Annotated in this window: 12 protein-coding genes; 5 read left to right on the top strand and 7 right to left on the bottom strand. The window is 74.5% G+C overall.

Annotated features, from left to right (window positions below; translation table 11 throughout):
* Window positions 1-105: 105 nt before the first annotated feature.
* The 6 genes from AMK13_RS28365 to AMK13_RS28340 are packed head-to-tail and all read right to left on the bottom strand — an operon-like array spanning window position 106 to window position 6427.
* Window positions 106-903 carry an ABC transporter ATP-binding protein gene (locus AMK13_RS28365; RefSeq protein WP_074004634.1) on the bottom strand — a complete coding sequence of 266 codons (798 nt, stop codon included), beginning with the start codon at window positions 901-903 and terminating at the stop codon, window positions 106-108.
* Window positions 896-1939, bottom strand: coding sequence for an ABC transporter ATP-binding protein (locus tag AMK13_RS28360; RefSeq protein ID WP_079272539.1), 1044 nt, complete (start codon window positions 1937-1939; stop codon window positions 896-898). Before AMK13_RS28360 ends, AMK13_RS28365 begins: the two co-directional genes overlap by 8 nt.
* Window positions 1936-2790 carry an ABC transporter permease gene (locus tag AMK13_RS28355; RefSeq protein ID WP_074004633.1) on the bottom strand — a complete coding sequence of 285 codons (855 nt, stop codon included), beginning with the start codon at window positions 2788-2790 and terminating at the stop codon, window positions 1936-1938. Before AMK13_RS28355 ends, AMK13_RS28360 begins: the two co-directional genes overlap by 4 nt.
* A complete protein-coding gene (locus AMK13_RS28350; protein ID WP_079272556.1) occupies window positions 2787-3746 on the bottom strand; it encodes an ABC transporter permease in 960 nt (319 codons plus the stop codon). The genes AMK13_RS28355 and AMK13_RS28350 overlap by 4 nt, the downstream gene beginning before the upstream one ends.
* A complete protein-coding gene (locus tag AMK13_RS28345; protein WP_074004632.1) occupies window positions 3743-5392 on the bottom strand; it encodes an ABC transporter substrate-binding protein in 1650 nt (549 codons plus the stop codon). Before AMK13_RS28345 ends, AMK13_RS28350 begins: the two co-directional genes overlap by 4 nt.
* Before the next feature lie 30 nt (window positions 5393-5422).
* A complete protein-coding gene (locus tag AMK13_RS28340) occupies window positions 5423-6427 on the bottom strand; it encodes an agmatine deiminase family protein (RefSeq protein ID WP_241853060.1) in 1005 nt (334 codons plus the stop codon).
* Window positions 6428-6683: 256 nt separating this feature from the next.
* Here AMK13_RS28340 and AMK13_RS28335 point away from each other — a divergent pair, with 256 nt between their 5' ends.
* Window positions 6684-7259 (top strand): TetR/AcrR family transcriptional regulator, encoded by a 576-nt coding sequence (locus AMK13_RS28335; protein WP_074004630.1) that lies wholly within the window; start codon window positions 6684-6686, stop codon window positions 7257-7259.
* 233 nt (window positions 7260-7492) lie between these two features.
* Window positions 7493-9232 carry a serine/threonine-protein kinase gene (locus AMK13_RS44220; RefSeq protein ID WP_074004629.1) on the top strand — a complete coding sequence of 580 codons (1740 nt, stop codon included), beginning with the start codon at window positions 7493-7495 and terminating at the stop codon, window positions 9230-9232.
* A gap of 79 nt (window positions 9233-9311) precedes the next feature.
* Here the strand turns inward: AMK13_RS44220 and tatA are convergent, their stop codons facing one another.
* Entirely contained in the window at window positions 9312-9632 is a 321-nt protein-coding gene (gene tatA / locus AMK13_RS28325) for a Sec-independent protein translocase subunit TatA (RefSeq protein ID WP_074004628.1), read from the bottom strand.
* Window positions 9633-9896: 264 nt separating this feature from the next.
* On the opposite strand from tatA, the gene AMK13_RS28320 reads away from it, so the two are divergent.
* Genes AMK13_RS28320 through AMK13_RS28310 form a run of 3 tightly spaced genes read left to right on the top strand, consistent with a single transcriptional unit; the run spans window position 9897 to window position 13613 of the window.
* Window positions 9897-11102, top strand: a complete 1206-nt coding sequence (locus AMK13_RS28320) for an agmatine deiminase family protein (protein WP_074004627.1) — start codon at window positions 9897-9899, stop codon at window positions 11100-11102.
* A gap of 37 nt (window positions 11103-11139) precedes the next feature.
* Entirely contained in the window at window positions 11140-11907 is a 768-nt protein-coding gene (gene ureA, locus AMK13_RS28315) for an urease subunit gamma (protein ID WP_079272537.1), read from the top strand.
* Window positions 11904-13613, top strand: coding sequence for an urease subunit alpha (locus tag AMK13_RS28310; protein WP_074004626.1), 1710 nt, complete (start codon window positions 11904-11906; stop codon window positions 13611-13613). The genes ureA and AMK13_RS28310 overlap by 4 nt, the downstream gene beginning before the upstream one ends.
* Window positions 13614-13702 lie beyond the last annotated feature (89 nt).

The following is a 13702-nucleotide window of genomic DNA, read 5'->3' as shown; positions in this document are numbered from 1 at the left end:
CGGTGGCGCCGGGCCGGCAGGGTCGCTGCTGCCCGGCGTCGCCCGCCGGTGTTGCTCGGTCGCTCCGGCCCGGCAGGTCCCACCACCTGCCGGGCCGGAGCCGTCTTACAAGGCGCGGCGCGCGGCGGCGATCCGGTCGGGATCCCAGCCGGGCCGGGGGACGGACTCCAGCAGCAGCCGGGTGTAGGCGTGCTGCGGGGAGTCCAGGACATGGGCGGTGGGGCCGGATTCGACGATCCGTCCGTGGCGCATCACGACGACCTCGTCGGTGACGCAGCGGACGACGCCGAGGTCGTGGGTGATGAACAGGTAGCCGATGCCGGTCCGTTCGCGGATGTCGGCGAGCAGGTTGAGGACCTGCGCCTGCACGGAGACGTCCAGCGCGGCGACCGCCTCGTCCAACACCAGGACGGCCGGTTGGACGGCCAACGCCCGTGCGATGGCGACGCGTTGACGCTGGCCGCCGGAGAGCTGCCGGGGCAGCGCGTCGGCCGCCCGGCTGCCGAGGCCGACCTGGTCGAGGAGTTCGCGGATCCGGGCCGCGTGGTCGGTGCCGGGGAAGTGCAGCCGCAGGGTCTCGCGGAGCACGGCCTCGACGCTGGTGCGCGGGTCCAGGGAGAGGTACGGGTCCTGGAAGACCATCTGGACCTCACGGGCGCGGGCCAGCCGCCCGGCCCTCCCCCGCACCCGGCCGGCGCGGGCCCGGCCCCGGACGGCGACCCGCCCGTCGTCGGCCTGTTCGAGGCCGACGACGATCCGGGCGGTGGTCGTCTTGCCGGAGCCGGACTCGCCCACGATGCCGAGCGATCCGCCGGCCGGGAGGGTGAAGGAGACGTCGTCCACCGCCCGTACGGTGCCGAAGGTCCGGCACAGTCCGGTGACCTCCAGTACGGCCTCAGGCATCGGCGCGGCTCCCTTCGAGCGGGTGGTGGCAGGCGACCGGGCCCGGCGCCGGGGTCTCCTCGCGGCACAGGGCGGTCGCCCGGGGGCACCGGGGGGCGAACGCGCAGCCCGTCAACTCCTCGCGCAGGTCCGGTGGTTGGCCGTCGATGGCGGCGAGTCGGCCGCTCCCGGAGTCCAGCCCCGGGGTGGCGGCCAGCAGCGCGGCGGTGTAGGGGTGGCGGGGCCGGGCGAAGAGCGCCTCGGCGGGGCCGCTCTCGACGATCCGCCCGGCGTACATGACGTGGACCCGGTCGCTGATGGCGGCGGCGAGACCGAGGTCGTGGGTGACGAACAGCAGGCCGGTGCCGAAGCGTTGGCGCAGCCGGTCGAGGAGCGCGACCACCTCGGCCTGGCTGGTGACGTCGAGCGCGGTGGTGGGCTCGTCGGCGAGCAGCAGGACCGGGTCGCCCATCAGCGCGGCGGCGATCATGACGCGTTGGAGCATGCCGCCGGACAGCTGGCCGGGGTAGCGGCGCAGCAGTTCCGGGCCGAGGCCCACGGCGTCGAGCAGTTCGACCGCGCGCCGCTCGGCGTCCTCCCGGCTCGTCCGGCCGCCGAGACGGACGCCCTCGGTGAGGAAGTCGCCGACGCGGCGCAGCGGGTTGATCGCGGCCCTGGGGTCCTGGAAGACCATGGCGGCCCGGCCGGTGCGCAGGGCGCGCAGCCGGTCGGGGCCCATCGTCAGGACGTCCTCGCCGTCGACCAGGACGCTGCCCTCGGCGGTGGCGCCGGGCGGCAGCAGGCCGAGGGCGCTGCGGGAGGTGAGGCTCTTGCCGGAGCCGGACTCGCCGACCAGGGCCACAGTCTCCCCGGGGCCCACGGCGAGGTCGACCCCGTCGAGGACGGGCCGGGCGGTGCCGGGCAGGCGGAGCCGCAGGCCCCGGATGTCGAGGGCGTTCACGCGGTCCTCCGGTTCGGGGCTGCGCCGGTTCGTCGGGTCCCCCGGTTCGTCGTTCTCCGGCTCGTCGTTCTCCGGCTCGTCGTTCTCCCGGCTCATCGGCTCCTCCGGGCGACGCGGTCGGCCCAGCGCTCGCCGACGACGTTGAACGCGACGACGGTGAGCACGAGGAGGACGCACGGCAGGATCGCGGAGAGCGGGTAGCCGTGCTGGATCGCCGTCTGGCCGTCGAAGACCATCCGCCCCCAGTCGGGGGTGAGCGCGGGGACGCCGAGGCCGAGGAAGGAGAGGCCGGCGAGGTCCATGAGGGCGTAGCCGAAGTTGATGGTGGACTGCGCCAGGACGATCGGGGCGATGTTGGGCAGGACGTGCCGCAGGCAGATCTGCGCGGCGGAGTGGCCCTGGACCTGGTACGCGGCGACGTAGGGGCGTTCGCGTTCGGCCAGCACCAGGGAGCGGGTCAGCCGCGAGACGTACGGCAGGTAGGCGATCGCGAGGGCGACGACGGGGGCGAGGAGGCCCTCCCCGTACACCGAGACGATCAGGATGGCGAGCAGCATGCCCGGGAAGGCGAAGACCAGTTCGGTGCCGCGGGAGAGGACGGAGTCGAGCCAGCCGCCCCGCCAGCCGGCGACCAGGCCGACCAGGACGCCGGCGACGGTGGAGAAGGCGACCACGCCGAGCGGGCCGAGCAGGGAGGTGCGGGCCCCGAGCAGGAGCCGGGAGAGGGTGTCGCGGCCGGCGGCGTCGACGCCGAGCAGGTGGTCGGACGAGGGGCCGGCGAGGGCGTTGCCGAGGTCGACGGCGTTCGGGTCGTCCGGCGCGATCCAGGGGGCGAACAGGGCGGCGAGCACCACCAGGGCGACGAGGCCGAGGCAGGCCAGGTGGAGCGGGGCGCGGGCGGCCCTGAGACGGCCGAGGCCGGGCCGGCGGGTGAGGGCGACACTCATGCGTCGGCCCTCCTCGAACCGAGGGCGACCCGGGGGTCGACCAGCGGGTGGAGCAGGTCGACGACCAGGTTCACGGTCATGAACAGGGCGACGATCAGCAGCGAGATGGCCTGGACGGTGGGGAAGTCCTTGGTGGTGGTGGACAGTTCGAGGAGCTGGCCGATGCCGCCGATGCTGAACGCGGACTCCACCAGGATCGTGCAGACCAGCAGGGTGGAGACGATCAGGCCGCCGGTGGTCAGCACGGTGCCCAGCGAGTTGCGGAACACGTGGCGGCGGATCACCTCGCGCTCGGGCACGCCGCGGCTGCGGGCGACGGCGACGTGCTCGCCCTCCAGGGCGTCCAGCATCGCCGAGCGGGTGACCCGGGCGAGCATCCCGATCAGGTACAGCGCGAGGGCGACCGCCGGCAGGGTGAGGTGCCACAGCAGGTCGCCGAAGCCGTCGCCGGTGCCGCTGGTCGGGAACCAGCCCAGCTTGACCGCGAACAGGCCCTGCAGCAGGACGGCCGCGACGAAGGAGGGGGTGCCGACCGCGAGCGTGGTGGAGAGCAGGACCGCCGAGTCGGTCGCGCCGCCGCGCACCGCGCCGATCCAGCCGAGGGCCAGGCCGAGGACGGCGACCACGAGCAGGGCCATGACCACCAGGGTCAGGGTCGCGGGCAGCCGGTCGGCGAGCAGCCGGGACACGTCGGTGCGGTAGGTGATGGAGCGTCCGAAGTCGCCCTGCAGCACCTGGCCGAGCCAGCGGAAGTACCGCACCAGGAACGGGTCGTCGAGGTGGTACTGCTCGTTGATCGCCTGCAGGGCGGCCGGGGAGGCCGACCGGCCGGACAGCAGGAAGCTCGCCGGGTTGCCCGGTGCCAGGTACATCGCGCCGAAGACCACGAAGGACGCGCCGAGCAGGGTGGCGGCCATCTCGGCCAGCCGCCGGGCGGCGAATCTCAGGAAGTTCACCGGGCGGCCCCCACGTCGGCGGCCCACGGGTAGTACATGTACGAGATGGTGGTGGGGGCGCCGGTGACGCGCTTGTTGAGGAAGACGGAGGTGGGCCACTCGGCGACCGGGATCCACAGCAGCTGCTCGGAGGCGGTCTGCTGGAGCCTGGCCTCGATCGCGCCGCGCCTGGCCGGGTCGTACTCGGCGGTGGCCTGGTCGACGAGGTCGTCGTAGGCCTTGTCGCTGAAGCCGGCGTAGTTCTGGTAGGCGCCGGTCCGGAAGTTGGCGAGCAGGTCGAGCGGGTCGGTGACGGAGTCGTAGTACGTCTCCGGGAACAGGTCGATGCCCTCGCGCGCCTTGGCGTCGGTGAACAGCGCGGTGAAGGCGTTCGGGGCGATCGTCTTCAGCTGGACGTTCAGGCCGATCTTCGCTCCGGCGGCCTGGACAGCGGTGGCGAGCAGCGAGACGTCCTGGCCGATGGTGCTGGTGGCGACGGTGAGCGTCCTGCCCTCGGCGCCGGCCTCCTTGACCAGGGCCTTGGCCCGGTCGATGTCCGGGGCGGTGGGGGTGAGGTGGTCGAAGGCCGCCTTCCGGACGTCCTCGGGGGCGCCGGCCCAGGCGGCCCTGGTGGTGAGGGAGCCGGTGACGGTGCCGGCGCCGGCCAGGCCGGTCCGGACGAAGCCGGAGCGGTCCAGGGCCAGCGAGAGCGCCTGGCGGACCCGCAGGTCGCCGAGCGGGCCGTTCATGCTGGTGACGTTGAGGTTGACGGTGCTCAGGCCCTCGCCGAAGTAGAGCGTGCCCGGGCCCTCGCGCTTCAGCCGGTCGTAGCTCTCGGTGGGGATCAGGTAGCCGCCGTCGACGTCGCCGGTGAGCATCGCGTTGGTGCGGGCGGACGCGTCGGTGAGGAAGCTGAACACGACCTTCTTCGACTTGGCCTTGGCGCCCCAGTAGCCGTCGAAGCGCTGGAGCTCGATCGACTGGCCCTTGGCCCAGGTGCCCAGCGTGAAGGGGCCGGTGCAGTCGAGGCCGCCGCTGGTGCCGTAGTCCTTGCCCGCGGCCTCCACCCCCGCCTTGGCGGCGACGACGCCGGCGGCGGTCGCCATGTACTGCGGGAACTGGGAGTCGGGCTGCTTGAGCTTGACGGTGACCTGGAGCGGGCCGGTCCTGGTGACGGACTCGACGTTCTGGAACACCTGCGCCCAAGCCGCCGCGTTGTCCGGGTTCATCTGCCGGCCGAGGCTGTAGACGACGTCGTCGGCGGTCATCACCGTGCCGTCGTGGAAGTGGACGCCGGAGCGCAGGTCGTAGACCCAGGTCGCCGGGTCGGGGTTGGAGGCCTTCTCGGCCAGGCCGGGGGCCAGGGTGAGCTGGGGGGTCCAGCGCATCAGGCTCTCGCAGACGTTGGAGAGCACCGTGTTCTGCGGGTAGTCGAAGGCCTGGAGGTAGTCCAGGGTGGGCGGCTCGGCGTAGGTGGCCCAGGTGAACGAGTCGAGCTCGCCCTTGGCGGGCGGGGTGTCGGCGGAGAGCCGGACCGCCGCCTGGTCGGCGCCGCCGCGGGGCGGGCCGGAGCAGGCGGCGACCAGGGCCGCCGCCGAGAGCAGGGCGGTGGCGAGGACGAGCCGGCCGCGGGCTCCGGCGCCCCTCGCGGGCGCGGTGGGAGTCATGAGGGTGGGGTCTCCGTTCGCTGGCGAGGGTCAGGCGTGGGCGGCCGGGATCTGCTGGGTGATGCAGTGGACGCCGCCGCCGCCGTAGGCGATCACCCGGGCGCGCACGCCGACGACCTTCCGGTCCGGGTAGGCGGCGGCGAGCACGGCCAGGGCGCCCGCGTCCTCGGGGTGGTCGGCGACCGGCACGACGACGCCGCCGTTGGCGAGGTAGAAGTTCAGGTAGCCGACCTCGACCTCGCGGTCGTCGACCTCGACGAAGGCGGCCTGCGGCAGGTCGACGATCTCGAAGGGCCGGCCCTGGGCGTCCGTGGAGTGCTCCAGCACGGCGCGGTTGGCCCGCATCCGGGCGTGGTCCGGGTGCGCGGGGTCGGCCGGGAGCTGCACCACGACCTTGCCGGGGGCCACGAACGCGCAGACGCCGTCCACGTGCCCGTCGGTCTCGGTGTCCAGGGCCCCGCCGTACGGCAGCCAGACCACCTTGGTGACGCCGAGGCGCGCCTTCAGTTCGGCCTCGATCTCCTGCCGGGTCATCTCCGGGTTGCGGTTGGGGTGCAGCAGGCACTGCTCCGTGGTGATCAGCGTGCCCTCGCCGTCGACGGTGATCGCGCCGCCCTCGAGGATCATCTCGGAGCGGATCGCCGGGGTGCCGAGGTGCTCCAGCAGCAGGCCGCTGATCCGGTCGTCGGCGTCCCAGGGGCTGTGCTTGCGGCCCCAGGCGTTGAAGCGGAAGTCCACGCCGGCCCGGCGGCCGTCCCCGTCGAGGACGAAGATCGGCGCGGAGTCGCGGAACCAGGAGTCGTCCGTCGGCAGCTCGACCACGGTGATGCCCTCGCCGCACCGGGCCCGGGCCTCCTCGCCGTGGCCGGGCGGCGCGACCATGGTGACCGGTTCGAACTGCGCGATGGCGCGGGCGACGGCCGCGTACTCGCCCTTCACCTCGTCGAGGGTGTCGCCCCACAGGTCCGGGCGGACGGGCCAGGCCATCAGGCAGCCCTCGTGCTCGGTCCACTCCGCGGGCATTCGGTACGTCACGGGAAACCTCTTCTGTTCGGGCCCCTCCGGGCGCGGCGCGGCGCGCCGGGCAGCGACGTGGCCGTCGGTGGTGTCCGGGAGGGGGTGGGGGTCTACGGGGCGCTCCCTGGCTGATGCGGGAGGCGTGGGGGTTGCCCCGCATCCTCTACCGTACTGAAAATTCAGTCAAGACTTGGAGGCAAAGCTGATGGAAACCCCTGAAACGATCATCAGGAACCTGTCTGACCAGCCGGGAAGCCCGGTAGAGTGGGCGCCCATGTCGGACCGTCGGACGGAAATACTCAAGGCCGCGACCCGGGTGATCGCCCGGCGCGGCGTACGCGGACTGCGCGTGAACGAACTCGCCGCCGAGGCCGGGGTGTCCACCTCGCTGATCTACTACCACTTCACCGACCGGGCCGGGATCCTCCGGGAGACGCTGGCGCACATCAGCGACCGCGCGGACCACTACACCGCCGACGAGGAGCCCGCCCCGGCCCGCGCCGAGAGCCCCCGGGCCGACCTCGAACGCGTACTGCTCCGGGAGCTCCAGGACAGCCCGGACGTCCGGGAGAACAGCACCGCCTGGGGCGAGTTGAGAGCCACCGCGGTCTTCGAACCGCACCTGCGCGAGGACCTGGCGCGGACCACCCACACCTGGGTGCACGACATCGCCGAACTGCTCGCCCGGGCCGATCCGTGCGGGACCGCCCCGGCGCACGCGGCCGCCGCCGAACGGCTCACCGCCCTCGTCGAGGGCCTGAGCGTGCGCTGGCTGAGCGGCTCGCTGCCGCTCGACCACGCCCGCCGGCTGCTGTGCGGGGCCGTCGAGGCGGAGCTGGCGCGCGACTAGCCGGGCCCCTGCGGGCGGACCGTTCCCGTCGGGCTCCCGCGTCGGACACCCCTCGCCGGGGCCGATTCGGCCGATCCTGATAAAACCTCTAAACTCTGCGGCGCCGTGCGTGCCGTGCGTGCCGTGCGTGCCGCGTGTGCCGCGTGTGCCGCGTGTGCCGTACGCCCGCTTCCGGCCCGTCCGGCCCGTCCGGCCCCCGTGCCGCCCCCTGACCGCCGAGAGAGGCAGCCCGCATGTCCGCTGACCGGTCCCCCTTCGCCCTCCAGCCGGTCTTCCAGGAGCTGGCCGACGACGACCCGCGCGAGGTCGGCGGCCACCTGCTGGCCGCCCGGCTCGGCGCCGGCGGCATGGGCCGGGTCTACCTCTCGTACACCCCCGGCGGCCGGCCGGTGGCGCTCAAGGTGGTGCGGCCCGAACTGGCCGGGGACCCGGAGTTCCGGGCCCGGTTCGCCCAGGAGGTGGCCAGCGCCCGGCGCATCCACGGGCTGTACACGGCCCAGGTGGTCGACGCGGGCGTGGACGCCGCCACCCCCTGGCTGGCCACCACCTACGTGCCGGGCCCCTCGCTCCAGGAGGTGGTGCAGCGCCACGGCCCGCTCCCGGAACGGACCGTCCTGCTGCTGATGGCCGGCATCGCCGAGGCGCTGCAGGCGATCCACGCCACCGGGGTGGTCCACCGGGACCTCAAACCCGGCAACGTGCTGATCGCCTCCGACGGCCCCCGGGTGATCGACTTCGGCATCGCCCGCGCGGCCGACGCCAGCGCGCTGACCGGCACCGGCCTGCGGATCGGCTCGCCCGCCTACATGGCGCCCGAGCAGGCCGTGGGCCGGGCCGCGACCCCGGCCACCGACGTGTACTCGCTGGGCGCCCTGGCCGTCCACGTCGCCGGCGGCGCTCCGCCGTTCGGGGACGGCCCGGACCCGGCGGCGCTCTACCGGACCGTCCACGAGGAGCCCGACCTCGGCCGGGTCCCGGAGAGCCTGCGCGCGCTGCTGCTGCGGTGCCTGGCCAAGCGGCCCGAGGACCGTCCGACCACCGCCGAGGTGATCGCCGCCGCCCGGAGCCACCCGGCCGTGGGCGGGCGGCTCAGGTTCGGCGACGACTGGCTGCCGCACCCGCTGACCAGCCAGATCACCCGGCACGCCGAGCTGCCGCGGGTGCCGGCCGAGGGGCCCGGGGCCGCCGGGCCCGGGTGGGACTCGGCGCGTACGGTCCTCGCCCCGACCACCGCGCCGACGCCGACGGTGCTCGCGCCGGCGCCTGCGACCGGAACCGCCCCGGCACCCGCCGGGCCGCTGCCCGCCGGGTCGCAGGTGTCGGCAGGCCGTCAGGCCCCGCGCGCGGGCGGCCGCAGACGCGCCCTCGGGCGCACCGCGCTGACCGCCGCCGTCGCCCTGGCCGTCGGCGCCGCCGCCGCGACGGCCCTGCTGCTCGACGACCAGGAGTCGGGGGAGGCCTCGGCCGCCGAGGCCCCGGTGTCCGGTGCCGCCGAGCCCGGCGCCCCGACCGCCGCCCCGACGCCCGCCGGGTCGCCGTCGCCCACCCGGTCCGTCCCCGTCGCGCCGGGCGCCGCACCGCCGTCCGCCCCCGCCCCCGAGTACGCCCCGGCCTACCGCGCGGTCGAGCTGACCTCGTCGGACGCCGGTTACGAGTTCGACCTCGCCACCGGCACCGTGGTCCCGACCGACAGCGCGACCTGGTACGTCGGCCGCGGCGAGGGCGAGTTCCTGGTGCCGGAGAACGCCGACTCCTTCATCGGCCGGGACGCCGGACTGGGCCCGGCCGAGTGCCTCAAGGGCCTCGGCAGCCGCCCGGCCGGGCGGATCCCGTTCGCCGCCGTCGGGCCGCGCGGCGCCTTCTGCGTCCGGTCCGCGGACGGCCGGGACCTCGCGGTCGTCCGCGTGCTGTCGACCGCGGGCCCGGACGGGCCGGTCCGGGTGTCCCTGGACCACTACCGCCGCAACGGCTGAGAGCCGTCGTTCCCCCGTCGGGCGGCGGGGGGACGACGGCTCCCGACGTCGGCGGCGGGCTCGCGTACGGGCCCGCCGGTCAGAGCGGCCGCTTCACCGGCCTGGCCTGCGGGGCCGCGGGCGGCTCGGTGACGGCTCCACCGGGCACACCCGGCGTCGCTCCGCCAGGTGAACCGGCCGTCGCTCCGCCGGGCGAACCCGCGGTTGCTCCACCCGGCGGCTCGGTGACCGCCCCGCCGGGCGCCCCGTCCTCCCGCAGGGCCGCCGTCTCGGACTTCAGGATCCGCATCGACTTCCCCAGTCCGCGCGCCATCTCGGGCAGCTTCTTGGAGCCGAACAGCAGCACCAGCACGGCCACCGTGACCAGCACGTGCCAGGGCTCCAGACCATTGCGCAGCATCGCCGCCTCACCCGGCCTTTCATCGTCGTGACCTGGGCCGCTCGTACGGCGCCCCCGGTCGTCTCGGGGTGGTTTGGGTGACTTCACCGTAAAGCTTGACTGATTTTTCAGTCAATGCGAGAGTCGGTCCCGGCGCTGCCGACCGACCTCGTCCTCCCGGACGACCTCCTCGTCCGCCGCCGACCATCGCCGCGTGGGCCGCTCCCCCGGAGCCCGCCCTCCCCGCCGCGCCGGATCCACCCCCCAGCCCCACCGGAGTCCACCGTGTCCCAGTCCCCCCTCGCCCGCCGCACGGTGCTGCGCTCCCTCGCCGGAGCCGGTGCGATCGCCCTCGGCGCGACGGCCTGCGCCACCGCCGGCGACGAGCCGGCCGGCCCCGCGGCCCCGGCCTCCGGCACCCCCGGACAGCCCGCCGCGCAGCCCCCGGCGCCCGCCTCCGATCCCACCCCCGCGCCCGCCCCCGCCCGCGGCCGGCGGCTCGGCGGCGAGTGGGAGAAGCACGAGCGGACCTTCATGGCCTGGCCCGCCTCCGAGAACGTCTGGGGCGAGCAGCTCGGCGCCGTCCGCAGGGACATCGCCACCGTGGCCCGGGCCATCGGACAGCGCGAACCGGTGGTCCTGCTCGTCCGCCCCGGCCAGGAGGCCTCGGCCCGCAACGCCTGCGGCTCGGACGTCGAGCTGCTCGCCGTCCCGGTGGACGACCTGTGGGCCCGCGACACCTTGCCGGTCTTCGTCGAGGAGGGCGGAAAGGTCAAGGGCGTCGACTTCAACTTCAGCGGCTGGGGCGGGAAGCAGGAGCACGCCAACGACGCCCGGATCGCCCGCACCGTCCTGGAGAAGTACGGGATCGAGCGGCTGGAGACCCCGCTCACCGCCGAGGGCGGCTCCTTCGAGACCGACGGCCAGGGCACCCTGCTGGTCACCGAGAGCTCCGTGGTCAACGACAACCGCAACCCGGGCCGCACCCGCGACGAGGTCGAGGCGGAGCTCAAGCGGACGCTGGGCCTCACCAAGGTGATCTGGCTGGCGGGCGTCAAGGGCAAGGACATCACCGACGCCCACGTCGACTGCCTCGCCCGCTTCGCCGCCCCCGGCGTCGTCTTCCTGGACCGCGCCTTCCCCGGCACCCCGCCCGACGTCTGGTCCCGCTCCGCCGACCAGGCCCGCACCGTCCTCGCCGAGGCCACCGACGCGACCGGCGGGAAGCTCAAGGTCGTCGAGATCGGCCAGCCCGACCCGGACCGGATCACCGGCCGCGGCGACGCCTTCGTCTCCTCGTACATGAACTTCTACATCGGCAACAAGGGCGTCTACCTGCCGCTCTTCGGCGACGCCAAGGCCGACGGCCACGCCCAGGAGGTCTTCCGGGAGCAGTTCCCGGACCGCGAGATCGTCCCCGTGAAGATCGACACCATCGCCTCCGGCGGGGGCGGCATCCACTGCTCCACCCACGACCAGCCGGCCGGCTGACCCCCGCCGCCCCGCACCGAGGGAGAAGGGAACCCCCGTGCAGCTGACCCCCACCGAACGCGACCGGCTGCTGATCTTCACAGCAGCCGAACTCGCCCGCGCCCGCCGCGCCCGCGGCCTGCGGCTCAACGTCCCCGAGGCCACCGCGCTCGTCTCGGACACCGTCTGCGAGGCCGCCCGCGACGGGCTGCGCCTGGCCGAGGCCGTCGCGCGCGGCCGCTCCGTCCTCTCCCCCGCCGACGTCCTGCCCGGCGTGGCGGACCTCGTCACCGAGATCCACGTCGAGGCCGTGTTCGAGGACGGCACCCGGCTCGCCGTCATCGCCGACCCGTTCGGCGGCGGCGCCCTCGGCGAGGCCGCACCCGGCGCCGTCCTCACCGACGGCGACGCCGCGACCGGACCGGAACCCGTCCGCACCCTCGCCGTGCGCAACACCTCCGGCGTACCGGTCTCGGTCACCTCGCACTTCCACTTCTTCGAGGCCAACCCGCGGCTGGCCTTCGACCGGGCCGCCGCCTACGGGATGCACCTGGCCGTGCCGGCTGGCTCCTCGGTGCGCTTCGACCCGGGCGCCACCGTCGAGGTCGGCCTGGTGCCGATCGGCGGCGAGCGGGTCGCGATCGGCTTCGCCGGGCTGGTCGACGGGCCGCTGGACTCGCCCCGGGTGCGGCGCGAGGCGCTGCGCCGGGCCGCCGAACAGGGCTACCTCGGAGCGGCCGACGAAGGACTGGCCGGCGCGGGAACGGTCGACGGCGGAGCGGCCGGCGCAGGAACAAGCGGCGAAGGACAGGAGCAGCACCCGTGAGCAGCAGCATCGACGCGTCCGAGTACACGGCCGTGCACGGCCCGCGCGCCGGGGACCGGGTCCGGCTCGGCGACAGCGGCCTGGTCGTCCGGGTCGAGTCCGACTCCCAGCGGCCGGGCGACGAGTTCCTGGCCGGCTTCGGCAAGACCGCCCGGGACGGCCTGCACCTCAAGGCCGCCGCCGTCCGGGACACCTGCGACGTGGTGATCAGCAACGTCCTGGTGATCGACGCGATCCAGGGCATCCGCAAGACCTCGATCGGCATCCGGGAGGGCCGGATCGCCTCGATCGGGCGGGCCGGCAACCCGGACACCCTGGACGGCGTGGACGTGGTGGTCGGCACCGGGACGGCCATCGTCTCCGGCGAGGGCCTGATCGTCACCGCCGGCGCCATCGACACCCACGTGCACCTGATGTCCCCGCGGATCATGGAGGCCTCGCTGGCCTCCGGCGTCACCACCATCATCGGCCAGGAGTTCGGCCCGGTCTGGGGCGTCGGCGTCAACTCGCCCTGGGCGCTGCGGCACGCCTTCAACTCCTTCGACGCCTGGCCCGTCAACATCGGCTTCCTGGGCCGCGGTTCGTCCTCCCACCCCGCCCCGCTCGTCGAGGCCCTCGCCGAGGGCGGAGCCTGCGGCTTCAAGGTGCACGAGGACATGGGCGCGCACACCCGCGCCCTGGACACCGCGCTGTCCGTCGCCGAGGCCCACGACGTCCAAGTGGCCCTGCACACCGACGGGTTGAACGAGTGCCTCTCGGTCGAGGACACCCTGAAGGTCCTCGAAGGCCGGACCATCCACGCCTTCCACATCGAGGGCTGCGGCGGCGGACACGTCCCCAACGTCCTCAAGATGGCGGGCGTGCCGAACGTCATCGGCTCCTCCACCAACCCCACCCTCCCCTTCGGCCGGGACGCGGTCGCCGAGCACTACGGCATGATCGTCTCCGTCCACGGGCTCAAGACCGACCTGCCCGGCGACGCCGCGATGGCCCGCGACCGCATCCGGGCCGGCACCATGGGCGCCGAGGACGTGCTGCACGACCTCGGGGCCATCGGCATCACCTCCTCCGACGCCCAGGGCATGGGCCGGGCCGGCGAGACGGTGCGCCGCACCTTCGCGGTGGCGGGCAAGATGAAGGCCGAACGCGGCCCGCTGGAGGGCGACGGCCCGGACGACGACAACCAGCGCGTGCTGCGCTACATCGCCAAGCTCACCATCAACCCGGCCATCGCCCACGGCCTCTCCCACGAGGTCGGCTCGATCGAGGTCGGGAAACTCGCCGACCTCGTCCTGTGGCGCCCGGCGTCCTTCGGCGCCAAGCCCCAGCTGGTCCTCAAGGCGGGCTTCCCCGCCTACGGCGTCACCGGCGACCCCAACGCCGCAACCGAGACCTGCCAACCCCTCGTCATGGGGCCCCTGTTCGGCGCCCACGGCGCCACCCCCGCGGACCTCTCCGTCGCCTTCACCAGCCGCGCCGCCGCCGAGTCCGGCACCCACGCCCGCCCGTACGACACCATGACCACCCGCCGACGCCGCGTCGCCGTCCGCCACACCCGCGGCATCGGCCCGGGCGACATGGTCCGCAACAGCCGCCTCGGCGAGGTCCTCGTCGACCCGCGCGAAGGCCTCGTCACCCTCGACGGCACCCCCCTGCGGTCCGACCCCGCCGAGGAGGTCCCGCTGAACCGCCTGTACTTCCTCTGATTCCTCTGATTCCTCTGCCCGTCGACCGGGGCGGGCCGGTGGACTCCTCGCCGGTCCGCGCGCGGCCCACCGGGGCGAGCCGGCCTCCG

The organism is Streptomyces sp. CB02056 (assembly GCF_001905545.1).
Classification (GTDB): Bacteria; Actinomycetota; Actinomycetes; order Streptomycetales; family Streptomycetaceae; genus Kitasatospora.
This window is presented reverse-complemented; position numbering and strand designations above follow the sequence as displayed.